The sequence below is a fragment of the Glycomyces endophyticus genome (genome assembly GCF_039531525.1).
GTDB lineage: Bacteria > Actinomycetota > Actinomycetes > Mycobacteriales > Micromonosporaceae > Glycomyces > Glycomyces endophyticus.
The window spans coordinates 175479-198587 of sequence record NZ_BAAAQF010000010.1 but is presented as its reverse complement, the minus strand read 5'-3'; the positions used below and the strand labels follow the sequence as shown (position 1 = coordinate 198587).

The following is a 23109-nucleotide window of genomic DNA, read 5'->3' as shown; positions in this document are numbered from 1 at the left end:
CCCTCGGCCCGCCCGCGGCGATCCGCCACGCCGACCCGTGGCGACGGGTTGCTTCGCGACCCGCCGGCGGTGACCGAGTCGCGCCCGGTCGACACCCGCGGAGCGGGGCCTCCGACGCCCCGCGGCAGGCGGACCGCCCTCGTCGGCCGCGTCGTCCCTCGCCGACCGGCCTCTCCTTCGCCCCGCGGCACACGTGTGCCGGATCATCGTTGTACGATCGAATCGATTACTATAGTATTTTATTAACGTTCGGACGCGACGAGAGGACCGATGAGATGACCAGTGGGCGCGTGCTCGTCACCACCGCATGGCTGCGACCGGGAGACGCGGTGGACCGCCACCTGCGCGAAGCCGGACTCGACGTCGTGCACAGCTCCTTCAAGGACCGCGCCGAGACCGGCGAGCGGCTCGCCGACCTCGTCGGCCCCTTCGACGCGATCGTCGCCGGCACCGACCCCTTCACCGCCGAGCTCTTCGACGCCGCGCCGAACCTGCGCGTCATCGGCCGCACCGGCGTCGGCTACGACAACATCGACGTCGCCGCCGCCACCGCCCGCGGCATCGCCGTCTGCCCCACCCCCGGCGTCAACCGCCAGTCCGTCGCCGAGCACACCATCGGCCTCCTCCTCGCCGCCGCCCGCACCATCCCCCAGAACGTCGCGACCGTGCGCGCGGGCGGCTGGGACCAGGTCTCCGGCCGCGAACTCGGCGGCGCCGTCCTCGGCGTCGTCGGCCTCGGCGCCATCGGCAAGCTCGTCGCCACCATGGCCCAGGCCATCGGCATGAGCGTCATCGCCTACGACCCCTACTTCGACCACGCCTTCGCCGAGGCCCACGGCATCCGCGAGGCCACCCTCGACGAACTCCTGGCCGAAGCCGACTTCACCAGCCTCCACCTCTTCCTCACCCCCGAGACCCACCACCTCGTCGACGCCGCCGCCATCGCGAAGATGAAGGACGGCGCCTACCTCGTCAACGCCGCCCGCGGCGGCCTCATCGACGAGGACGCGCTCGCCGACGCCGTCGCCTCCGGCAAGCTCGCCGGAGCCGCCCTCGACACCGTCGAGACCGAGCCGCTCCCCGCCGACAGCCGCCTCCGCGGCCTCGACAACCTCCTCATCACCGCCCACATCGGCGCCGCCACCGTCGAGTCCCGCGCCCGCTCCGGCATGATGGCCGCCCAGTCCGTCGTGGACGGACTCCAGGGCCGCATCCCCCCGCAGACCGTCAACCCCGAGTGCGCCGACGCGCGCACCGCCGTCTGAGGAGCACCGACATGACACTCCGGTTCGACGCCAACCTCAAGTGGCTCTTCACCGAGCACGCCTTCGAAGACCGCTTCGCCGCGGCCGCCGACGCCGGGTTCGCCGCCGTCGAGTACGCCTCCCCCTACGAGCACGACGCCGCGCGCCTCAAGCGCCTCCTCGACGACAACGGCCTGGAGCAGATCCTCGTCAACACCCCCATGGGCCCCGCCGGATCGCCCACCCGCCAAGGCCTCGCGTGCCTCCCCGACGCGGTGGGGGAGTACCGCGACGGCGTCCTCCGCGGCCTCGAATACGCCACCGCGCTCGGCGCGCCCTTCCTCCACGTCGTCGGCGGCATCGTCCCCGACGGCACCACCCGCGACCGCGCCTTCGCCCAGTACACCGCCAACATCGCCTGGGCCGCGGACCAGGCGAACGGCACCGGCGTGCGTCTCCTCGTCGAAGCCCAGAACAAGCGCGACGCCCCCGGCTTCATCCTCGAGACCCAGGACCAGGCCGCCGCCGTCGCCGAGGCCGTCGGCCCCGACCGGGTCGGCCTCCTCCTCGACTTCTACCACGCGCAGATCGACGAAGGCGACCTCATCCGCACCTACCAGCGGCTCCAGCACCTGGTCCTCCACCTCCAGATCGCCGACCCGCCCTCCCGCAACGAACCCGGCACCGGCGAGATCGGCTGGCGCGCACTGTTCGCCGCGATCGCCGAATCCGGCTACGACGGCTGGATCGGCTGCGAGTACCGCCCCCGCACCGACACCGTCGCCGGCCTCGCCTGGATGAAGGAGCACAGCGCATGAGCACCCGCATCGCGCTGATCAACGCCGTCGCCGCCGCCATCGCGCCCGCCCAGGACGCCCTCGCCCGCGACTTCCCGCAGGCCGAGGTGTGGAACCTCCTCGACGACCGCCTCCTCGCCGACGCCGACGCCCGCGGCGGCCTCGACGACGACCTCCGCGCCCGCATGAACGCCCTCATCGCCCTCGCGCTCGACAGCGGCGCCGACGGCGTCCTCCTCACCTGCTCCCTCTACGGCCCCGTCGCCCAGGGCTACCGGTCCGAGCGCCCGGTCCTCGCCCCCGACGAGTCCGCGTTCGCGGACCTCGCCGCCGCCGGACACGCCCGCGTGCTCGTGGTGGCCTCCTTCGACACCGCCAAGGACGACTCCGCCGCCCGCCTACGCGAAGCCCTGGGCGACAACGGCACCGAGGTCACCGCCCTCGCCGTGCCCGCCGCCATGGCCGCCACCAAGGCCGGCGACGCCGACGCGCTCGCGACCGCCCTCGTCGACGCCTGCCGCCCCCTCGCCGCCGACGTGGACGCGGTCTTCCTCGCCCAGTACTCGCTCGCCCCCGCCGGCGACCGGCTCGCCGCGGCCCTCGGCCTCCCCGTCGTCTCCGGCCCCGCCAGCGCCGCCGCCGCCCTGCGCCGCCGCCTCGCCGAGGACGCGTCATGATCGGCGCGATCGCCGACGACGTCACCGGCGGCACCGACGCCGCCGTCGCCTTCCGCCGCCAGGGCCTGCGCACCGCCATCCACTTCGGACTCCCGGAGGCCGTGGACCCCGGCCTCGACGCCGTCGTCATCGCACTCAAGACCCGCACGATCCCCGCCGCCGACGCCGTCGCCCAGAGCCTCGCCGCGGCCGACCGCCTCCGCGCCGCCGGAGCCGACCGCCTCTACTTCAAGTACTGCTCCACCTTCGACTCCACCGCCGCAGGCAACATCGGCCCGGTGCTCGACGCGCTGGCCGCCCTCACCGGCGCCGACGCCGTCGTCCACACCCCCGCCTCGCCCGAGCACGGCCGCACCGCCTACCAAGGGCACCTCTTCGTGCACGACCAGCTCCTGTCGGACTCGCCCATGCGCGACCACCCGCTCACACCGATGCGCGACGCGAACCTGGTGCGGCTCATGGACGCCCAGAGCACCGGCCGCAGCGCCGCCGTCCCGCACCAGGTCGTGAGCGACGGCGCCGAAGCCATCGCCGCCGCGATCACGAAGGCCCGCAGAGACTTCCGATACCTGTTCCCCGACGCGCTCACCGACGCCGACCTGCTCGCCGTCGCCCGCGCCGTGGCCGACGAGCCGCTCACCGGCGGCGGCGCCGGCCTCGCCGGGGCCCTCGCCCGCGTCGCGGCCGAACGCCGCGGCCCCGCGACCGGTCCGCCCCCGCAGCCGCCCGGCGGACGCGCCGCCGTCCTCGCGGGCAGCTGCTCCCGGCGCACCCTCGAACAGATCGCGCACCTGCGCGAGGCCGGACGCCCCGCGCACCGCCTCGACGCCCTCGCCACCCCCGACCCCGAGGCGCTCGCCGCGACCGCCCTCGCCTGGTACGACGCGCTCGACACCGAAGCGGCGCCGCTCGTCTACGCCTCGCTCCCGCCCCAGGCGCTGGCCGAGGTCCAGCGGGCCCACGGCACCGAGCGCTCGGCCCAGATCCTCGAAGCGGCCGTCGCCCGGGTCGCCCTGGGCCTCAAGGAACGCGGCGTCACCAGGTTCGTGTGCGCCGGAGGCGAGACCTCCGGGGCGATCGTGGCCGCGCTCGGGATCGGCGGCGGCCTCATCGGCGCCGAGGCCGCGCGCGGCGTGCCCTGGATCCACACCGCCGACGGCCTCGACGTCCTGCTCAAGTCCGGGAACTTCGGCGATCCGGACCTCCTCCTCACCGCATCGGAGCCGCGATGACCACCGACACCGCCACTGCCGCCGACCAGATCGTCGCCGCCGCGCGGTCGCTGTTCTCGCGGGGCCTCACCCACGGCAGCACCGGGAACCTCTCGGTGCGGACCGCCGACGGCATCCTCATCACGCCCACCGGCTCCAGCCTGGGCACCGTCACCGCCGCGGACCTCTCCCTCATCGACGTGAGCGGCGCGTACCTCGACGGCCCGAAACCGTCCAAAGAGGCCTTCCTGCACGCGGCCGTGCTGCGCGCCAGGCCCGGCGACCACGCCGTCGCGCACACGCACTCGACCCACGCGGCCGCCGTCTCCTGCATGGACGGGCTCGACCCCGACGACGCGCTGCCGCCCCTGACCGCCTACTACGCCATGCGGATCGGCCGGCTCCCCCTGCTGCCGTACCACGCGCCCGGCGACGCGGCCCTCGAAGCGCTCGCCGAGGCGACCGCCCGCGAAGGCCACGCGATGCTGCTGCGCAACCACGGCCCCGTCGTCTCCGGCCGCACGCTCGCCGCGGCCGTGGACGCGGTCGAGGAGCTGGAGGAGACCGCGAAGCTGCACCTGCTGCTGCGCGGCACCGCGACCCGGCCCCTCACCGCGGCGCAGGCCGCCGCGCTGCGCCCGTCCTAGACCCGTTCCGTCCCACTCGCTCACCGACAGAAGGAAACCGCCATGTCCAGCTCCATCACGCTGTTCTCCACGCTCGCCGTCCGCAAGGCCCTCGACGACGCGATCCTGGAGGCGTTCACCGCCGAGACCGGCATCGCCGTGCACACCGTGTTCGACCCCACGGTCCAGCTCGTGCGCCGCATCGACGCGGGCGAGACCTTCGACGTGATGATCGGGGTGACCGGCTCGTTCGACCCGCTCGCCGAGCAGGGGATCGTGGACCTCGCCACCCGCACGGCCGTGGCCCGCTGCGGCATCGGCCTGGCCGTGCCCCCGGGCGCGCCCCTGCCCGACATCGCCACGAAGGACGCGTTCGTGCAGACCCTGCTCGACGCCCGCAGCGTCGCGTACTCGGTCACCGGCGCCAGCGGCATCTACTTCAAGCGGCTCATCGAGGACCTCGGGATCGCCGACCGGCTCAACGAGCGGGCCACGATCATCGAGAAGGGGTTCATCGCCGAAGCCGTGGTCGACGGCCGCGCCGACGTCGCGATCCAGCAGCTCAGCGAGCTCCTCTTCGTGCCCGAGGCCGTGATCGTCGGCCCGTTCCCCGACGAGGTCCAGCACTACACCGAGTTCTCCGCGACGCTCGCCGCCGGCGCCGGTTCGGCTGCGGCCCAGGCGTTCGTCGACTACCTGACCGGACCGGTCGCCGCCGCGGCCTACGGGCGGACCAACCTCCTGACCGTCGCCTAGGACGCCCGCGGAGGCCGCCCGGCGGCCTCCGCGCTCGGGGATCGCCGCGACTGGTATCGAATCGGGCCCGATCGTGTATGGCAGAATCAAGGGTCCGAAAGCGAAGGAGCGTCCAGTGGTCACGAGCAGGCGGTCGACCCGCGAACCGGTGGCGGACCGGATGTACGGGGTCCTCCTCCAGCAGCTCCTCGACGGCCGCCGCACCGCGGGCGAGCCGCTCAACATCGGCGCCCTCTCGCGCGAGCTGGAGGTCAGCCAGACGCCGCTGCGCGAGGCCCTCGCGCGGCTGGAGCACACCGGGCTCGTGCGCCGCGAGGCGCTCAAGGGCTACCAGGTCGCCGACGCCCTCACCGACCGCGAGGTCGCCAAGCTCATGGAGGCGCGCATGGTGATCGAGCCCGAGCTGGCGCTCCAGGCGGGCCTGCGCACCACGCCCGAGTTCCTCGACGAGCTGCGCGCGACGGTCGAGGACCTCGACGCCACCGTGCCGCACGCCGACGAGGACCCCGAGGGATTCCGACACTACTGGACCTCCGACGACGCGTTCCACCGTCTCATCGCCGTGCAGAGCGACAACCCGTTCCTGGAGCAGGCCCTGCACTCCCTCGACGGCCAGATGCAGCGGTTCCGCCTGTTCACCAAGCGCGGCCGCACCGGGGTCGGCGACGCCGCCCGCGAGCACCGCCTCATCCTCGACGCCCTCCAGGCCCGCGACGCCGAGCGCGCGGCCGCGCTCATGAAGGGCCACATCGAGGGCGCCAAGCACCGCGTCCTGGCCTAGACCACCCCCTCCGCACCACCGCTCACCGGCCCGTCCACCGCGACGGGCCGGGTTTCGGCGTGCGCCGCGAGCGGTGCACACGCGCTGGAATTCAGGGCGAGATACTGTTTGATCTTGATCCAAACTATAGTATTGTCGGTCGGGCAACAGTCCATCAGGTTTCAAAGAGGAGGCCAGACCATGTCCCGTCCCCGTACCCCTCGGTCCGACTCGGGCCCGCCCGCCCCGCGAGGCGACTCGTGAGCGACTACATCGCGGTCATCGCCCTCGCCGCCTTCATCGGCACCATCGTCGTCTGGAACGTGCTGCTCAAGCGCAACATCGGCGAGTCGATGTTCGCCGGCTTCATCGTGAGCGCCCTCTTCGCGGGCGCCGACTTCTTCCCGGCCCTGTGGACCGGCCTGCTCGACGGCCTCATGAACGAGGTCACCTACGCGGCCCTCGCGTTCGTGATCGTCGGCGAGCTGCTGGTGCGCGTCGGCGTCGTCCAGCGCATCGTCGACGTCCTCAGCTCCATGATCGGCCGCTTCCGCGGCGGCTCCGTCTACGCCGCGACCCTCGGCTCCGCCCTCTTCGGCGCCGTCGCCCACAACGGCGCGGCCACCGCCGCCACGGTCGGCTCGATCACCATCCCCTGGATCAAGCGCTCCAACGCCAGCGGCGAGACCGCCGCGACCGTGCTCGGCGGCAACGCCGGCATCGGCGCGGTCTTCCCCTTCAGCGGCGCGTTCTTCCTGCTGCTGGCCTTCCCCACGGTCGTCGGCGACCTCACCTCGAACGACGTCATCCTGACCATGTTCGTCGCCGCCCTGTGGTTCCTCGCCTCCCGCGTCATCGCCGCGTACGTCATGATCCGCCGGCGCGGCGTCGGCGCCATGAACCCCGAGGACGTCCAGCCGCTGCGGCGCACCGCCAAGGCCGGATGGTCGTCGTTCATCGTGCTCCTCGCGATCGCCGTGCCCATCCTCGCGACCAACGGCGCCACCGGCGAGGCCGTCACCGCCCGCATCGGCCCCGAGGCCGCCGACACCATCCCCGTGCTGTTCTGGCTCCCCGTCGCCATGCTCATCCCCGGCCTCATCGTGGGGCGCAGGCTCCTGCCCAAGACCACCCGCGCCTGGTGGGACTTCCTCGGCGACGTCAGCCCCAAGCTCGGCCTGGTCGCCGTCACCATGATCGCGGCGTTCTCCGCCTCCGAGGTCATCTCGAACCTCGGCCTGGGGGAGCAGCTCGCGCCCCTCCTCGAACAGCTCGGCGGAGTCCCCACGGTCGTCGCCGCGCTCGTCGTCGGCGCGCTCATCATCGTCATCGCCGGGCCGCTGAGCACCACCGGCACCATCGCGGCCGTCGGCGGCGTCGGCTACGCCGCCCTCACCGCGGTCGGGGTCGCGCCCGCCGCCGCCTTCGCCGCGGTCCTGGTCTGGGCCGCCTCCGAGAGCGCCTCCCCGCCGGGCGCCGCGCCGCTGTACGTCGCGGCCGGCATCGCCGACGTCAACCCGGTCAAGACCTTCAAGCCGGTCATCGCCTACTACCTCATCCCCACGTTCGTGCTCGGCGTCCTCATGGCCGTCGGCATCGCCTGGGTCCCGTGAACCGGACAGTTAGGAGCACCGACCAATGAGCAGCCTGCTCTCCGCCGCTTCGCGGATCTGCATCGTCGTCCTCGTCATCGGCGGGTTCGTCGTCACCTTCACGCAGGTGATCGGCATCCTCGTCGGCGACGCCGACACCGTGGTCTTCGGCGGCACCACCCTCTTCCAGCCGGTCTGCGTCGTCGCCGGCCTGGCCGGGATCTTCGCCTTCCTGCGGATGTACACCAAGGACGGCAGGGCCGACGTCACCCGCGAGGACATCGACACCGACGAGGCCTGAGCCCCGCGGGTACAGTTGCACCTTTCGCGCACGTCGTTGGGGGACCGGTGCAACAGGACGAGCTGAACGGGCTGCCGCCCGAAGGCCGCGCACGCCAGCTCGTGCTCGGCGTCCTCCAGCGCGCCATGAGCGCGCGCCCCGACTGGGTCGACGCCGCCTCCGGACTCGAAGGCGCCTCCGACGACGCGGGCTGGCCGGCCGTGCTGGCCCGCGTCTTCGAGGAGCTCGGCGACGACGCCGTGCTCCGCGCCTGGGAGTGGGGCTGGATGCCACGCGAGGTCTCCAGCGCCCTGCGCAAGTCGTGCGCTCCGGAGGCCGCCCAGGCCGGCGCCGTCATGATGCGCGGCCAGCTCGCGCGGTACGGCGAGTCGCAGCTGAGCGACCGCTGGAACGTCCACCGCGAGGAGCTGGCCGCCGTCGTCTCCGACGCGGGCGTTCCCGCGGCCTGCGCGGGCCTGGGCCGGTGGGACCGCATCGTCCTGTGGGCCGCGGTCCTCGAAGCCCTCGAGTTCGTCGGCGGGCTCCCGAAGATCCCGCGCGTCGAGCCCCTGCCCGGCACGCCGCTCATCGCCCACAAGCTCGGCGTCGCCGAGTCCTCCCGCGAGTACCAGAAGATCCGGGCGCTCCTGGCGAAGGCCGAGTCGACCGACTCCGACGCCGAGGCCGAGGCGTTCACCGCCAAGGCCCAGCAGCTCATCGCGCGCCACAGCATCAACGAGGCCCTCCTCGCCGAGACCGGCCAGGAGCGGCGCGAACCGGAGGCGCTGCGCGTCGTCATCGAGCGCCCCTACGAGCAGCCCAAGTCCGAGCTGATCGCGCAGATCGCCGACGCCAACCACTGCCGGTCCGTCTACTGGCCCGACGGCGGCTTCACCACGATCATCGGCGACCGCGCCGACCTGCGCTCGGTCGAGCTGCTGTACCACTCGCTCCTGGTCCAGGCCACCGCGGCGATGGCCCGGGTCGGCTCGGTCTCGGCCAAGCGCGGCAAGTCGCAGACCCGCTCGTTCCGGCAGTCGTTCCTCGCCTCCTTCGCCATGCGCATCGGCGAGCGCCTGCGCGAATCGGCCGACGACACCGCCCGCGAGGTCGCCGAGGAGACCGGCACCGACCTCGTGCCGGTCATGCGCGAGCGCGACCAGCGCGTCGACACCCGCACCGAGGAGCTGTTCCCGCGCTTGAAGTTCGGGCGCTCCACCCGGATCACCAACTACGAGGGCCACGTGGCGGGCCTCGCCGCCGCCGACGCCGCGCGCCTCCACGCCCAGGAGCCCATCGGCCGCTGACTGTCAGTCTGAATTGACAGCATGTGAGTTGTCAGTCTAAACTGACAAGCATGAGCACCGACGACCTCTCGACCCGCATCGCCACCGACGACCCCGCCGTGGGGCTGCGCGCCGTCGGCGCCCTGCACCGGCTCGCCGAGCAGGTCGAGGCCGCCAACGTGGCGCGCGCCCGCTCGCAGGGCTGGTCCTGGGAGCAGATCGGCGACGCCCTCGGCGTCACGCGACAGTCGGTGCACGCCAAGCACGGAAAGGGGCACTGACATGTTCGAGCGCTTCGCCGCCACCGCGAAGTCCGCCGTCACCGCCGCGGTCGACGAGGCCCGCGAACGCGGCGACCGCAGCGTCGGCACCGAGCACCTCCTGCTCGCCGTCCTCCGCGACGGCGAAGGGGAGACGCTCCTCGGCGTGCGCGCCGCCGACGCCCGCGCCGCCGCCGACGAACTCGACCGCCGCGCGCTCGCCGCCGTCGGCGTCGACCTCGGGACCTTCCGGCCGACCGGCCCGGCCCCGCGCCGCAAGAGCCCCCGCTTCGGCGCGGGCGCGAAAGACGTCCTCGCGCGCTCGCTCACCCTCGCGATGGGCGCCCGCGCCAAGCGCATCGAGCTGCGCCACCTGCTCCTCGCACTCCTCGAACGCGACCCGCGCGACCCGGTCGCGGACCTTTTCACCGCCCTCGGCGTCGACACCGTCGAGGCCCGCGCGCGGATCTTCGCGAGCTGACGCCCGCCCACGGCATCGGACCGGTCGCCGCGTCGTCGGCCCTCCCGAAATCGGTCCGGTCTCAGGAGGCACGGGCCTCAGGCCCTGTCGCACGACCCGACCGGTCCGCATCAGGCCCGTTCGCTGCGTCGCCGAACGACCCGGTCACCGGGTCGCCCGGCGCCTTGCGAGCGAAGGGACGGACTCGGACGCCACCTCGCCCGGGTGATGAAACGCGGCCTAGTACCCGTTCTCGGTGGTGTGCGCCAGCGGCTCCCCGGCCGCGAGGCGGCGGATCTGGTCGCCCACCAGCGGGTACACCCGCCCGATGAAGCCCTCCACGGCCCCGCCGACGTGCGGGGTGATGAGGGCGCCCTCGAGGCCCCACAACTCGTGGTCGGCCGGCAGCGGCTCGGGCTCGGTGACGTCGAGCGCGCACCGCAGGCGCCCGGAGGCCACCTCGCGGGTGAGCGCGTCGGTGTCCACCACGCGGCCGCGGGCGGCGTTGACCAGGAGCGCGCCGTCCTTCATCCGAGCGAGGAACGCGGCGTCGACCAGGCGCTCGGTCGCCGGCGTCAGCGGCACGATGATCACCACGACGTCGGCCTTCGGCAGCAGGTCGGGCAGGTCCTCGACGGTGTGCACCCCGGCCCGCGCGGTGCGGGCGATCCGCAGGATCTCGGTGCCGCTCGCCGCGAACCGCCTGGCGACGGACTCGCCGATCGACCCGGCGCCCACGATGAGCGCGGTCGCGCCGGTCAGCGTCCCGGTCCGCACCGGCCGCCAGTCGCGGTGGGCCTGCCCGCGCGCGAACGCGTCGAACCGCCGGATCGACGCCAGCGTCGCGGTCTGGATCCACTCCGCGGTGGCCTCGGTGTGCGCGCCCTTGTTGTCGCACAAGGCGATCCCCTCGGGCATGTGCGGCACCCAGGTCTCGGCGCCGGCGCTGAGCAGCTGCACCGCCTCCAGTGCCGGGAAGTCCGCGAACACCTGCGCCGGCTCGACCCCGCCCGGCGGCACCAGCAGCCGCACGCCGGCCGGGTCCGAGGGGCGCTCGCCGCCTTCGTAGATCTCGACGTCGACGTCCTCGGGGAGGTCGCCGAGGTACGCCAGTCCTGCTTCGTGAGGGATCCAGACCTTCATGGCGCAATCGTAGAACCCCGGGGACCGTGAACCATCCGGCCGACCGGCTAGTGGGACGACCGGTCACAGCGGCGCCCGCGCCGGGCGCCGCCGCGACCGCCGCGCGTCAGCCCGCGCGGTGCTTCAGGTAGGAGCGGATCGCGGCGGGGTCGTCCTCGCCGGCCCATCCGACGTACCCGTCGGGACGGATCACCTTCGCCTCGCCGTCGGGCGCGGCCGAGGCCGCGTCGGCGGTGAAGTCCCCGGCGAACGACTCGGCGCTGTCGAGGACGACGAAGCGCCCGCCGCGCAGCGCCTCGTACAGGCGGGTGCCGTCGGCGAGGGCGATGTCGTTGGCGCGGTGGCCCACGAGCGCGTCCTCGCCCTTGCCGTGCCCGTAGTGGATGCCGACCCCCGAGATCATGCCCATGGCCTTCGCCTCGATCGGCTTGATGTGCAGCGCGGTGGCGGCGGCGAGGCCGCCGATGGCGGCCTTGAGCTTCGAGCGCTCGGCCGCGAGCCGGATGATCGCGCCGCTGGAACGCAGCACCGCCTTGCCGACGGGGTGGCGCTCGGAGTGGTACGTGTCCAGGAGCGCGGGGTCGGCGCCGCGGAGGACGGCCGCGAGCTTCCACGACAGGTTCGCCGCGTCCTGGAGGCCCGTGTTCATGCCCTGGCCCCCGGCGGGGGAGTGGCAGTGGGCCGCGTCCCCGGCGAGGAACACGTTCCCCGACCGGTACTCGGGGACCTGGCGCTCGTCGGAGTGGAAGCGCGAGAGCCACCGCGGCGAGTGCATCCCGAAGTCGGTGCCGAACGCCAGGCGGGCCGCCTCGCGCACCTCGTCGAGCTCGATCGGCTCGTCGTCGCTCTTCTGGTCGGCCGAGTTCCAGGCGAAGATCCGCCAGTACTCGTCGCCGAAGGTCGCCACGAAGCAGAACGCGCCGTTGACGCCCTGGATCGCCGGGCTCTCGGCGGGCGGGTCGGTCAGCTGCACGTCGGCGAGCATGATCGACTTCAGGACCGACTCGCCCGGGTAGGGCATGCCGATCGCCCGGCGCACGGCCGAGCCGACGCCGTCGGCGCCGACGACGTACGAGGCGGTCACGGACTCGCTTCCAGTGTGGACGGTCACCGCGCCGCCGTCCTGCTCGACGCCCGTCACCGGGCTGTCGTAGCGGATCTCGGCGCCCGCGTCGAGCGCCCGGCGCAGCAGCACCTTCTCCACGTTGTACTGCGGGGTCATGAGCAGGTAGGGGAAGCGGGTCTCCAGGTCGGCGAGGTGGAGCGTGACCCGGTTGAACAGGCGGATGCCCGGCAGCCGCGCGCCGCCGAAGTCGAGCAGCTCCTCGGCGAGGCCGCGGGCGTCGAACTCCTCCATGGTCCGGGCGTGGACGCCGAAGGCGCGGGACAGGTTCGAGATCTCGGCGCCGCGCCGTTCGAGCACGAGCACGCGGACGCCCGCTTCGGCGAGGTCGCCCGCCAGCAGCAGGCCGGTGGGCCCGGCACCGACGATGACGACTTCGGGCTGCGGGTCAGCAGACATGATGTCTCCCTTGGGGTGTAGTCCGCCAACAACTGTTTGCCAACGGTTGTTGGCATCATAGGCCCCGCGAACGCCGGGAGTCAACGCGTGTTGGCATACACTGCTCGGCATGCACACACCGAAGCCGCGCCGCTCCGACGCGACCAAGGCCGCGATCCTCGCCGCCGCCCGCAGGCGGTTCGGCGCGGAGGGGTACGACCGGGCGACCATCAGGGCCATCGCCGCGGACGCCGGCATCGACCCCTCGATGGTGATGCGCTACTTCGGGAGCAAGGAGGAGCTGTTCGCGACCGCCGTCGACGTCCCGTACCGGCTCCCGGAACTCGAGTCCGTGCCCCCCGCGGAGATCGGCGAGGCCGTGGTCCGGCGCATGTTCGCGCTCTGGGAGGGCGACCCGGCGGTCCTGGCCCGGCTGCGCCGCGCCGTCAACGACCCCGAGGCGGCCGAGCGGATGCGCGGCGTCATCCAGGACGAGTTCGCCGCGGTCGTCCGGGCGTTCGTGGCCGACGAAGCGGAGGTGCGGCGGCGGGCCGGGCTCGTCGCCACGCAGATCCTCGGGATCTCCCTGTGCCGCTACATCCTCGAGGTCCCGGACGTGGCCGCCATGGACGTGGAAGAGCTGGCGGCCAGCTACGGCCCCACCATCCAGCGGTACCTCGCCGAACCCCTCCCGTGACGCGCCGCGGGGGCGCCGGACCGCATCGGCGGTCCGGCGCCCCCGCGCCCGGCGTCAGGCCACGCCCGCGAGCTGCGGCTCCGCGGCCGCCTCGCGCTCGCGGCGGCGGAGGTTGAACGCCCCCACCGCGACCGCGACCACCGCGGCCGCGAGCGGCACCAGCATCGCCGCCCGGTAGCCGCCGAGCAGGTCCTGCGACGACGCCGACGCCGTGGCCGCGACGTTCACCGCGGCCACGCCCGCGAGGCCGATCGCCGCGCCGAACTGGAACGAGGTGTACAGCAGCCCGCCGGCGAGCCCCTGCTCCTCCTCGTCGATCCCGTTGGTGGCGATGATGGTCAGCGGGCCGTACGCCAGCGTGAACGCCAGGCCCATGAACACCAGGCTCGGCAGCATCGCCGGGTACGAGGTGCTCGCTCCGACCGTCAGGAAGAGCGCGAAGGCGAGCGCGGCGGCGACCAGGCCGCCCAGCAGCACCGGGGCGTTCCCGAAGCGGCGCAACAGCTTCGGCGTCAGGGTCGGCGCCAGCACCACGTCGATGCCCATCACCAGCATCGCCAGGCTCGCCTCGATCGTCGACCAGCCGCGCAGCTCCTGCAGGTACAGCACCACCAGGAACTGGAAGCCGAAGAACCCGGCCATGAACAGCATCCCGACCACGTTGGCGCGCACCAGCGACCCGGACTTGAAGATCCCCAGCCGCACCAGCGGCGAGGCGGTGCGCCGCTCGACCGCGACGAACGCGGCGATCAGCGCGAGGCTCGCCGCGACCGCGCCGACCGTCCAGCCGACGCCGACATGCGCCGCCCGCTCGACGCCGAGCACGAGCAGCACGACGGCCGCGGTGATGGTGAGCCCGCCGAGCAGGTCGAAGCGCTGCCCGCGGCGCTCGGGGCGCGGCGACCGGGGGATGAGCACGAACGCGGCCACCAGCAGGACCAGCGACAGCGCCACCGGCATGAAGAACACCCAGCGCCAGTCGAGCGCGGTGAGCAGGCCGCCGATGACCATGCCGAGGGTGAAGCCCCCGGCGCCGATGGCGCCGTAGATCATCAGGGCCCGGTCGCGCTTGGGCCCCTCCTCGAACCCGGTGGTGATGATCGACAGGCCGGCGGGCGTCATGAACGCGGCCGCGAGGCCGGTGACGAACCGGGCGGCGATGAGCGTCGCCCCGTTCTCGGCGAGGCCGCCGAGCCCGGAGAACAGCAGGAAGACCAGGAGCGCGGTCAGGAACACCTGGCGCCGCCCCAGGATGTCGGCGGCCCGGCCGCCCAGCAGCATGAAGCCGCCGTAGCCGAGGACGTAGGCGCTCACGACCCACTGGAGCGACCCGGTGTCCAGGCCGAGGTCGGTGCGGATCGAGGGCAGGGCGATGTTGAGCATGGCGATGTCGATGCCCTCCAGGAAGATCGCTCCTGAAAGGACGAGCAGCACACCCCATTCACGGGCTTTCACGGGTTTCTCCTCAACGGACGTGGTTTCTCTGGCCGTGCAATCGTCGGCCCGATCGCCCCCGGGAACAACGACGAAGTCGGCAACGTTCGTTCAGTGAGACTTACCGATACGGAGGGCCCCATGGAACGCGACGAACTCGAGTGCTTCCTGATCCTGGCCGAGGAGCTGCACTTCGGGCGCACCGCCGCCCGCATGCGGCTCTCCCGCGCCCGCGTCAGCCAGCTCGTGCAGCGCCTCGAACGCCGCCTCGGCGCGCCCCTGTTCGAGCGCACCAGCCGCACCGTCGTCCTCACCGACCTCGGCGCCCGCTTCCGCGACGACGTCGAGCCCCACCACCGCGCCATCGAGCGCGCCGTGGCCCGCACCGCGGCCGCCGCCCGCGGCTTCGGCGGCACCCTCCGCGTCGGCTTCTCCGCCCCGCTCACCGGCGAGATCGCCATGAACGCCGTCGACGCCCTCCGCGCGGAGCACCCCGAACTCGCCGTCGAGATCTGCGAGATGTCCTTCACCGACCCGTTCGCGCAGGTCCGCGACCGCTACTACGACGTGCTCCTCATGGAGCTGCCCGTGCGCGAGGACGACCTCGCCAAGGGCCCCACCCTCCTCACCGAGGGCCGCATGCTCGCCGTCCCCGCCGGCCACCCCCTCGCCGCCCGGCCCTGGCTCACCATGGACGACCTCGCCGGAGTCGACCTCATCACCACCGACGGCGACCTCCCCGCCTACCGCCGCGCGCTCCAGACCCCCGGCCGCACCCCCGCGGGCCTGCCCGTGCCCGCCGGGCCGGTCGTCACCAGCCTCCAAGAAGCCCTCATGTTCGTCGCCGCGGGCAAGGGCGCCATGCTCACCGCCGCCCACACCGCGACCTACCACGCCCGCCCCGGCGTCGCGCACGTCCAGATCGTCGACGCCGAACCCGTCAGGTACGGCCTGGTGTGGCGCGACGGCGAAGGCACCGCCGCCGTCGACGCCTTCGCCGAGCACGTCGCGACCGAGATCGGCACCCGCACCACGGCCCTCACCACCGTCGCCTGAGCCCGCGCTAGCCTGGACCGCAACGGACGGAAGGGGAATCGCATGGTCACGGTCGTCGAAGTGCCCGAGTGGCGCGGGTCGGGGTCACCGGACGCCGAGCGGCTCGCCGAAGGCGCCGCGCGCCTCGCCGCCATGGTTCCCGCGGACCGGCGTGTGCGCGTCGAACCCGGTGCGACCCTGCAGGAGACCGCCGCCCGTGTGCGCGACGCCCTCCCCGGCGACGACTTCACCTGCACCGTCGGCGGCGACTGCGGCGTCGAGCTCGCCCCCGTCCAGGCCGCGCTCGAACGCCACGGCGACCGGCTCGCCGTCGTGTGGTTCGACGCCCACCCGGACCTGAACACCCCCGAGACCTCCCCGTCAGGGGCGTTCCACGGCATGATCCTCCGTGCGCTGCATGGCGAAGGACCTGCCGGGCTCACCGCCGGGCCCGCGCTGCGGCCCGACCGGACCGCGCTCGTCGGCGCGCGCTCGATCGACCCCGGCGAGGCCGAGCACATCGCCCGCCACGACATCGGCGGTCCCGACGCACTGGACCCCGACGCGGTCGTCTACGTCCACGTCGACCTCGACGTGCTCGACGGCATCGCCTCGGTCTGCTACCCCGAGCCCGGCGGCCTCAGCGCGGCGGAGCTGCTCGACGGCGTCGCCGCGCTCGCGGCCCGCCACGAGATCGCGGGGCTCGGCATCACCGAGTACGCCCCGTCCGATCCCGCCGACCAGGCCCTGCTGGAGCGGCTCGTCCCCGCGCTCGTGCGCGCCTGCGCGCCCTAGCCCCGGCAGGCGTCGTTGCCCGCGTAGGCGTAGACGAGGCTCACCGGCTCGTCCGCCGGGTGCTGCACGCCGCCCTCGGGCGACTGGGTGAGGACCAGGCAGTTCCGCGAGTCCGCGCCGTCGCCGCCGCGGTCCTCGCCGGACGATCCGATCATGGTGAACCCGGCCTCCTCGAGGGCCCTGATCGCGTCGGCGAGCGTCTGTCCCAGCACGTCCGGCACCGCGATCCCGGCCTCGGTCACGGGCGTGGCGGACTCTGGCGGGGCGTCGCTGGCCGGCACGGCGGCGGGCTCGGTCGCCCCGGACGGGCTCGGACTCGGCTCGCCGGACTCGTCGGACGGCTCGGGCGACGCCGGCGCCGCGTCCGGCTCCGGTTCGGCCTCGGCCGAGGTCGGGTCGGCCGCCACGGACTCGTTGCCGGTGTCCTGCAGCGGTGTCTCGGTGGCGGCGTCGAGCTCCTGCGCGTCGGGGCCGCCGCGGTTGAGCAGGGCGACGCCCGCGAAGGAGAGCACGGCGAAGACCACGACCATCATCGTCACCAGCACTTCGGGACTCGTGCGCATCCGGGCCAGGTGCGCGGCCGCCGGGGACTCGTCGTCCTCGCCGCCGCCGATCCGCGCGAGGCCCGCGAGCGCCGCGCCCTCGGCGATGACCAGGTCGGGGAGGTCCGGGAGCACGGGCTCGACGCCGAAGTGGTGGCCGACGACGTCCGCGATGAGCGGTGTGCGGCTCGCCCCGCCCACCAGCAGCAGCGCCGCGATCTGGTCGGACTCGATCCCGGCGTCGCGCATGGCGTCCTCGACGAGGCTCACCGTCCGCAGCGCCGCCGGGGTGAGGCACTGGTCGGCGTCCTCGCGGGTCAGGCGCAGCTCGCGGTCGAGGCCGGGGAGGTTCACGGTGGCCGACGGGTGGTCGGTCAGGCGCTCGCGGGCGCGCCGCACCTCGTCGAGCACGGTCGCGCGCAGGGCGGTCTCGCCGGGGTTCTGCACGCGCGCGAGGTAGTCGGCGTCGGTGCGGCGCAGCCGGCCGGCGAGGTGGTCGAGGAGGTCCTGGTCGAAGGCCCGGCCGCCGAGGTCGTCGGCGGTGCGGGCGGCCTCGATCTGGTACCGCTCGCCCTCGCGGCGGACGACGGCCACGTGGCAGGAGGCGGCCCCGAGGTTGCAGACGACGAGCGGCGCGCCCGCGTCGAGCCGGCGGCCCTGGACCGCGGCGAAGTGCCGTGCGGCCGCCTCGGGTTCGGAGACGAGGAACGCCGCGTCGAAGCCCGCGTTCGCGGCGGCCTCGGCGTGGGCGCGGCGCCTGGTCGTGTTCCAGGTGGCGGGGACGGCGAGTCCGATGAGCGCGGCCTCGTCGGGGACCGGCCGGGCCGCGCCGCCGTCCGCGGTCGGGCGCTGATGCACTTCCCGGGGCTCCTCGGCGCCGCCGTCGCGACGTGTCGACACGGTCGTGGTCGCAGATCCGAGGTCGACGCCGACGGCGACCGTTCGGGGGGAGGGATGCATGTCCGTGAGTCTATTGCCAGAATACGAAGGGATTCAATAGGTCTCGCGCGATCCGTGCGACTTGTGTTCTGGCGGCCGAAGTGTTACCGGCCGGTACAGCGCATTCCCCGAACGCGATCCACTGTGGTAGCGCTTGCATTGCGGCGGAAGCGGTCACGCGTCGGCGAGCGCGCGGCGCAGCTCGGCGAGGTGCCGGTCCACCGGGCCCGCCGTGAGCGTCCCCGAGCCGGCCCCCGCGAGTTCGCCGGCCGCCGGTTCGAGCGCGGCCAGGGCCCGTTCGATCGCCGGCCGGTGCCGCAGGCCGACCGCGGCCCGCGACATGACCGTCCACAGTGCTTCGAGCATCAGGTCGCCGGGCGGCGCGGGCGCCCGCTCCAGGGCCGCGGCCGCCCCGTCCCGGTCGCCGCGCGCCAGCGACAGCACCGGTTCGACCCAGGGCCGGTACGGCCCCCAGTCCGACCCGTCCTCCGCCCCCTCAGTCAGTCCATAATGGATGCGAGTGCACAGCCGCGCCAACGGCTCCAGCCCCCGCTCGACCCCCGGCATCCCCGCACCGGAGAGCCGGTCCGCCGCCGCCGCGTACGCCGCCTCGGCCGCCTCCGGGCTCCCGGTCGCCGCCGTGCGCATCGCCGTGTACCAGGCCGTGAACACGCCCGTGAGCGGCCGCTCGTGCCGGTCCGCGAGCGCCTCCGCGGCCGCCGCGTGGGCGTCGGCGCCCGCGAAGTCCCCGAGCGCGCCGCGCGCCTGCATCCGGATCAGCCGCCCCAAGACCTCGTACGAGGCCAGGTCGTGCCGGGCGGCCAGGGCCGTCAGCTCCGCCCCGACCGCGTCGCGCGCCGGGGCCAGGCCCGCGCGGTGGCAGGACTGCATGAACACCCCGTTGAGCGCGAACGCGAGCAGCGGCGGATCGCCCAGGTCCCGGGCGATCCGCTCGGCCTCCCGAGCCGCCGCCCGCGCCCGCGGCCCCCCGGTGCCCCGCGACTCCATCGCGACCGTCGCCAGCAGCCGCGCCCGCGTCACCGCCGACGCCTCCTCGCCGAGCGTCTTCAAAGTGCGCTCGGCGGCCGCGACGATCCGCGCCGCCCGGGCCGGGTCGTCCGAGCGCGTCCAGATCGCCGGCACGTCGTACGCGCCGATCACCCGCGCCGTCAGCACCGGGTCGCCCAGCCGCTCGGCGGCCTCCACCGCCTCGATCCGCCGCGCCCCCGCCGCCTCCAGGCCGCCCGCGCCCGTCACCGCCAGATACCGCAGCAGGCCCACCGTCGAGTCCAGCACCGCCCGCGCGCCCACCGAACCGTCCAGCGACGCCGCCGCCTGCGCCCACACCGCCTCGTGCGCACCGGCGGCCGGCTCGCTCCCGCGCAGCAGCTCCACCTCCAGATCCCGCAGGCGCGGACCGGGATCGAGCCCCAACCGGTCCCGCAGCAGCGCGCCGCCGCGCCGCACCACCTCCAGCGCCTCGGCCTGGCGCCCGCTCCGGTGCAGCGCGAGCGCCAGCAGCCGCCACGCCTCTTCCCGCCACGGGTGCCCGTCCACGTGCGCGTCGAGCGCCGCGATCGCCTCACCGGCCCGGCCCAGCGCCACCAGCGCCCCCGCCCGCCGCTCCACCGCGTCGAGCCGCAGCTCCCCCAGGCGCCGCCGCTCGGCCAGCACCCACGGCCGCTCGTCCAGATCCGCGTACGCGCCGCCCCGCCACCAGCCCAGCGCCGCGTCGAGCCCCGCGAGCACCGCCCGTGGCCCCGCCCCGGCCGACGCCGCCACCGCGGCCTCGAACCGCCACGCGTCCACCGCGTCCTCCCCGGCCCGCAGCGCGTACCCGCGCCCGTCCGTCACGATCACCCGCGCCGGGGTCCGCGGCTCCCGACCCGGCTCCACGGCCCGCCGCAGCGCCGCCACGAACGTCCGCACCACGCCCACCGCACCGTCCGGCGGCACCTCCCACACGTCGTCGACCAGCCGCTCCACCGACACCGTCCGACCCCGCGCCGCGATCAGCCGCGCCAGCACCGACCGGTGCCGCGCGCCCTTCAACGCCAGCTCGCGGCCCTCGCCGTCCCACGCCGCGACCGGCCCGAGCACCCCGAACCCCACCTGCACCGCGCCCCCTCCCGCCGACGCCCCAACCTATCGCTCATCGAACGCTCATCGACGCCGGAGACGCTTCAGCAGTCCCACCGAACACGAAGGAGCAACCATGCAGATTCCCGGCTTCGCCTACCACCGCGTCCCCGTCGCCGACGGCGTCTCGCTCAACGCCGCCGTCGGCGGCTCCGGCACGCCCGTCGTCCTCCTCCACGGCTTCCCGCAGACCCACCTCATGTGGCGCCGCGTCGCCGCCGACCTCGCCGCCGACCACACCGTCATCTGCCCCGACCTGCGCGGCTACGGCGACAGCGACAAGCCCGCCGAGGACGGCCCCGACACCTACAGCAAGCGCACCATGGGCGCCGACGTCGCCGCCCTCGCCCGCGCCCTCGGCCACGAGCGCTTCGCCCTCGCCGGCCACGACCGCGGCGCCCTCGTCGCCTTCCGCACCGGCCTCGACCACCCCGACGCCGTCACCCACCTCGCGATGCTCGACGTCGTCCCCACCCTCGACATGTGGGACGTCCTCCACGGCGCGAGCGCCGCCGTCGCCTTCCACCTGTACCTCATGGCCCAGCCCCCCGGCCTCCCCGAGCGCATGATCGCCGCCGAGTCCGACGCCTTCTTCGGCCACTTCCTCGACGTCTGGACCCGCGACCCCGACGCGATCGGCCCCGACGTCCGCGCCGAGTACCTCCGCGCCTCCGCCGCCGCCGTGCCCTCGATCGTCGCCGACTACCGCGCCTCCGCCGGCATCGACATCGACCACGACCGCGCCGACCTCGCCGCCGGCACCACCTTCCCCATGCCCGTCACCGTCGTCCAGCAGGACTGGGGCGCCGCCCTCGGCTACGACGCCGCCGCCCTCTGGCGCGCCTGGGCCCCCGACCTCGACCACCGCCTCACCACCGCCGGCCACTTCATGGCCGAAGAGGCCCCGGCCGAGATCACCGGGGCCCTCCGCTCCCTCCTCGCCCGCTGACGACCGCCCGAAACGCCGGGGCCGCCGCCGACCACGCGGCGGCCCCGACCACGCGCCGAGCGAACGACGCCGACCCGGCCTACCGGCCAGCCCCTAGCCCGGCCAGGAGAACCCGAGCGCTTCGACACCGAGCCCGGGCCCGATCCGCGAAAGACTTGACATTGACACGGTGACAAGGTGTTCCCTTGAGTACCGGAGGTGCTTCAGATGAACACGGCACACACGAACCCGCAGGTCACCAGCCTGATCGCCGCACTCGGCGCCCAGGAGTCGTCGGTGCGGCTCAAGGCCGCCATGGCCGCCGGGACCGATCCCGAGCCCGCGTACGTCGACGCGCTCATCGCCCGGTGCGGCGTCGAGCCGGACTTCTACGTGCGCGACATGCTCACCTGGGCCCTGACCCGGTACCCGGCCGGCGACGTCGTGCCGAAGCTGCGCGAGGCCCTCGCCGACGGCCGCGACCAGGACCGCAGCCAGGCCCTGCACACGCTGTCGAAGATCGGCGACCCGGACACCTGGGCCGCCGTCACGCCCGAGCTCCTGCGCGACCGGAACGACGAGGTCGCCCGCGCCGCCTGGCGCGCCGCCGTCGTCCTCGTCCCTGAGGGACAGGAACGGGACCTCGCCGCCGCGCTCGCCACCCAGTTCGGCCGCGGCGACCGCGAGGTCCAGGTCAGCCTCAGCCGGGCGCTCGTCGCCCTCGGCGAACCCGTCGAACCGGTGCTCCAGGCTGCGATCGACGGCGACGACCCGGTCGTCGCCGCCCACGCGGCCGCCACCGAACGGCTCCTGCGCGACCCCGAGGCCGCGTTCGAGCTCAACCTCGACGCCGCCAGGCGCACCTACGCACTCGGCGGAAAGGAACCCGATGCTCATCGGTGAGGTCGCGCGCCGGTCCGGCGTCAGCACCAGGATGCTCAGGCACTACGACAACCTCGGACTGGTGCGGCCCACCGGCCGCACCGTCGGAGGCTACCGCGAATACTCCGACGACGACATCCGCCGGATCTTCCACGTCGAGAGCCTGCGCACCCTGGGCCTGTCGCTGCGCCAGATCGGCCGCGTCCTCGACGACCCCGAGTTCGCGCCCGCCGCGCTCATCGGCGACCTCATCGACGCGACCGAGCACCGCCTCGCCCGCGAACGCGAACTCCTCAAGCGGCTCAAGGCCGTCGACTCCAGCGAGCCCGCCGGATGGGAGGAGGTCCTGCGCATCGTCGAACTCCTCCACGGCCTCACCTCGCCCGACGCCGCCCGCCGCCAGCAGGCCGTCCTCGCCCCCGCCGCCGACGTGCCCGCGCCCGCGCTGGCGGAGGCGATCCTGACCGAGGCCGACACCAACGTCGCGGGCGCGCTGCGCTGGGCGCTCGCGCGGGCCGACCACGACGTCGCCGCGAGCCTGGCCCCCGGGCTGGCCTCCGGCGACGTCGACGTCAGGCGCCGCGCGGTCCTCGCCCTCGCCGAGCTCCCCGACGACGACGCCTCGGCCGCCCTCGTCACGGCCCTGGAGGACTCGGACGGCGCGGTCCGCAGGCACGCGGCCCTGGCGCTCGGCTCGCGCGGGAATCCGGCGGCGGTGCCCGTCCTCGTCCGCATGGTGGTCGAGGGCGCCAACGACGTCGACGCCGCGGAGGTACTGGGCGCGTTGGCGAACGATCCGGCGCAGGCGGACCGCATCAAGCGCGTCCTGGAACACGTCCTCGCGGCATCCACTGAGGACGCCGCGGCCCGGCTCCGCCTCGTGCAGGCCTTCGCCGAGCTGCCGCGACCGCTCGCGCTGGAAATGCTCCGCTCGGCGGCCCGTGATGAGGACCCGACCGTCTCGCGGACGGCCGCGGCCCTCGCGGGCGTCCTCGAACGCGACTGAACGCCCGCCCGGGCACGACGCTCAGGACGTCGACTCGGAGGCCCATTCACCGGGCCGACCGGCCACGCGAACGACCTCGTCAGCGCCGCGCGAACGGCGGACGGCCGCGTCCGTGGGGA

Annotated in this window: 23 protein-coding genes; 18 read left to right on the top strand and 5 right to left on the bottom strand. The window is 74.2% G+C overall.

Annotated elements, in window-relative coordinates; genetic code table 11:
- Positions 1 to 275 precede the first annotated feature (275 nt).
- From ABD419_RS14715 to ABD419_RS14660, 12 genes are all read left to right on the top strand, one after another.
- On the top strand, positions 276 to 1265 hold the full coding sequence (locus ABD419_RS14715) for a phosphoglycerate dehydrogenase (RefSeq protein WP_344487642.1): 990 nt from the start codon (positions 276 to 278) through the stop codon (positions 1263 to 1265).
- Between the two features lie 11 nt (positions 1266 to 1276).
- Positions 1277 to 2062: a hydroxypyruvate isomerase family protein gene (locus ABD419_RS14710; protein ID WP_344487640.1), complete on the top strand. Its 786-nt coding sequence runs from the start codon at positions 1277 to 1279 to the stop codon at positions 2060 to 2062.
- Positions 2059 to 2718 (top strand): aspartate/glutamate racemase family protein, encoded by a 660-nt coding sequence (locus tag ABD419_RS14705; RefSeq protein ID WP_344487638.1) that lies wholly within the window; start codon positions 2059 to 2061, stop codon positions 2716 to 2718. Before ABD419_RS14710 ends, ABD419_RS14705 begins: the two co-directional genes overlap by 4 nt.
- Positions 2715 to 3950, top strand: coding sequence for a 3-oxo-tetronate kinase (gene otnK / locus ABD419_RS14700; protein WP_344487636.1), 1236 nt, complete (start codon positions 2715 to 2717; stop codon positions 3948 to 3950). Before ABD419_RS14705 ends, otnK begins: the two co-directional genes overlap by 4 nt.
- Positions 3947 to 4576, top strand: a complete 630-nt coding sequence (gene otnC / locus ABD419_RS14695) for a 3-oxo-tetronate 4-phosphate decarboxylase (protein WP_344487634.1) — start codon at positions 3947 to 3949, stop codon at positions 4574 to 4576. Before otnK ends, otnC begins: the two co-directional genes overlap by 4 nt.
- Positions 4577 to 4618: 42 nt before the next feature.
- Entirely contained in the window at positions 4619 to 5311 is a 693-nt protein-coding gene (locus tag ABD419_RS14690; RefSeq protein WP_344487632.1) for a substrate-binding domain-containing protein, read from the top strand.
- A 115-nt stretch (positions 5312 to 5426) separates the two neighbouring features.
- Positions 5427 to 6092, top strand: coding sequence for a GntR family transcriptional regulator (locus ABD419_RS14685; RefSeq protein ID WP_344487630.1), 666 nt, complete (start codon positions 5427 to 5429; stop codon positions 6090 to 6092).
- Between the two features lie 239 nt (positions 6093 to 6331).
- The gene (locus ABD419_RS14680; RefSeq protein WP_344487628.1) at positions 6332 to 7684 is read left to right on the top strand and encodes a TRAP transporter large permease subunit; all 1353 of its coding nucleotides are present in this window, start codon (positions 6332 to 6334) and stop codon (positions 7682 to 7684) included.
- 25 nt (positions 7685 to 7709) lie between these two features.
- Positions 7710 to 7964 carry a hypothetical protein gene (locus ABD419_RS14675; RefSeq protein WP_344487626.1) on the top strand — a complete coding sequence of 85 codons (255 nt, stop codon included), beginning with the start codon at positions 7710 to 7712 and terminating at the stop codon, positions 7962 to 7964.
- A 47-nt stretch (positions 7965 to 8011) separates the two neighbouring features.
- Positions 8012 to 9250, top strand: a complete 1239-nt coding sequence (locus ABD419_RS14670; protein ID WP_344487624.1) for a DUF2786 domain-containing protein — start codon at positions 8012 to 8014, stop codon at positions 9248 to 9250.
- A 50-nt stretch (positions 9251 to 9300) separates the two neighbouring features.
- Positions 9301 to 9510: a helix-turn-helix domain-containing protein gene (locus ABD419_RS14665; protein WP_344487622.1), complete on the top strand. Its 210-nt coding sequence runs from the start codon at positions 9301 to 9303 to the stop codon at positions 9508 to 9510.
- 1 nt (position 9511) lies between these two features.
- The gene (locus tag ABD419_RS14660; protein WP_344487620.1) at positions 9512 to 9970 is read left to right on the top strand and encodes a Clp protease N-terminal domain-containing protein; all 459 of its coding nucleotides are present in this window, start codon (positions 9512 to 9514) and stop codon (positions 9968 to 9970) included.
- Positions 9971 to 10189: 219 nt separating this feature from the next.
- On the opposite strand, the gene ABD419_RS14655 is transcribed toward ABD419_RS14660, so the two are convergent.
- Both ABD419_RS14655 and ABD419_RS14650 read right to left on the bottom strand, forming a co-directional pair.
- On the bottom strand, positions 10190 to 11092 hold the full coding sequence (locus ABD419_RS14655; protein ID WP_344487618.1) for a 2-hydroxyacid dehydrogenase: 903 nt from the start codon (positions 11090 to 11092) through the stop codon (positions 10190 to 10192).
- A 106-nt stretch (positions 11093 to 11198) separates the two neighbouring features.
- Entirely contained in the window at positions 11199 to 12614 is a 1416-nt protein-coding gene (locus ABD419_RS14650) for an FAD-dependent monooxygenase (protein ID WP_344487616.1), read from the bottom strand.
- A 109-nt stretch (positions 12615 to 12723) separates the two neighbouring features.
- On the opposite strand from ABD419_RS14650, the gene ABD419_RS14645 reads away from it, so the two are divergent.
- A complete protein-coding gene (locus tag ABD419_RS14645) occupies positions 12724 to 13290 on the top strand; it encodes a TetR/AcrR family transcriptional regulator (RefSeq protein ID WP_344487615.1) in 567 nt (188 codons plus the stop codon).
- A gap of 54 nt (positions 13291 to 13344) precedes the next feature.
- On the opposite strand, the gene ABD419_RS14640 is transcribed toward ABD419_RS14645, so the two are convergent.
- Positions 13345 to 14745 (bottom strand): MFS transporter, encoded by a 1401-nt coding sequence (locus tag ABD419_RS14640; protein WP_344487614.1) that lies wholly within the window; start codon positions 14743 to 14745, stop codon positions 13345 to 13347.
- A gap of 120 nt (positions 14746 to 14865) precedes the next feature.
- Between ABD419_RS14640 and ABD419_RS14635 the strand changes: the two genes are divergently transcribed.
- Both ABD419_RS14635 and ABD419_RS14630 read left to right on the top strand, forming a co-directional pair.
- Entirely contained in the window at positions 14866 to 15780 is a 915-nt protein-coding gene (locus tag ABD419_RS14635; protein ID WP_344487612.1) for a LysR family transcriptional regulator, read from the top strand.
- 42 nt (positions 15781 to 15822) lie between these two features.
- Positions 15823 to 16554 carry an arginase family protein gene (locus ABD419_RS14630; RefSeq protein ID WP_344487610.1) on the top strand — a complete coding sequence of 244 codons (732 nt, stop codon included), beginning with the start codon at positions 15823 to 15825 and terminating at the stop codon, positions 16552 to 16554.
- Here the strand turns inward: ABD419_RS14630 and ABD419_RS14625 are convergent.
- Both ABD419_RS14625 and ABD419_RS14620 read right to left on the bottom strand, forming a co-directional pair.
- The gene (locus tag ABD419_RS14625) at positions 16551 to 18056 is read right to left on the bottom strand and encodes an Hsp70 family protein (RefSeq protein WP_344487608.1); all 1506 of its coding nucleotides are present in this window, start codon (positions 18054 to 18056) and stop codon (positions 16551 to 16553) included. The two genes, ABD419_RS14630 and ABD419_RS14625, sit on opposite strands and share 4 nt — an antisense overlap.
- Positions 18057 to 18209: 153 nt before the next feature.
- Positions 18210 to 20153: an AfsR/SARP family transcriptional regulator gene (locus ABD419_RS14620; RefSeq protein WP_344487606.1), complete on the bottom strand. Its 1944-nt coding sequence runs from the start codon at positions 20151 to 20153 to the stop codon at positions 18210 to 18212.
- Between the two features lie 97 nt (positions 20154 to 20250).
- Here ABD419_RS14620 and ABD419_RS14615 point away from each other — a divergent pair, with 97 nt between their 5' ends.
- The 3 genes from ABD419_RS14615 (at position 20251) to ABD419_RS14605 (ending at position 22990) form a co-directional block, all read left to right on the top strand.
- Positions 20251 to 21123, top strand: a complete 873-nt coding sequence (locus tag ABD419_RS14615; protein ID WP_344487604.1) for an alpha/beta fold hydrolase — start codon at positions 20251 to 20253, stop codon at positions 21121 to 21123.
- 207 nt (positions 21124 to 21330) lie between these two features.
- The gene (locus tag ABD419_RS14610; RefSeq protein WP_344487602.1) at positions 21331 to 22005 is read left to right on the top strand and encodes a HEAT repeat domain-containing protein; all 675 of its coding nucleotides are present in this window, start codon (positions 21331 to 21333) and stop codon (positions 22003 to 22005) included.
- Positions 21992 to 22990, top strand: coding sequence for a HEAT repeat domain-containing protein (locus ABD419_RS14605; RefSeq protein WP_344487600.1), 999 nt, complete (start codon positions 21992 to 21994; stop codon positions 22988 to 22990). The genes ABD419_RS14610 and ABD419_RS14605 overlap by 14 nt, the downstream gene beginning before the upstream one ends.
- Positions 22991 to 23109: the final 119 nt, after the last annotated feature.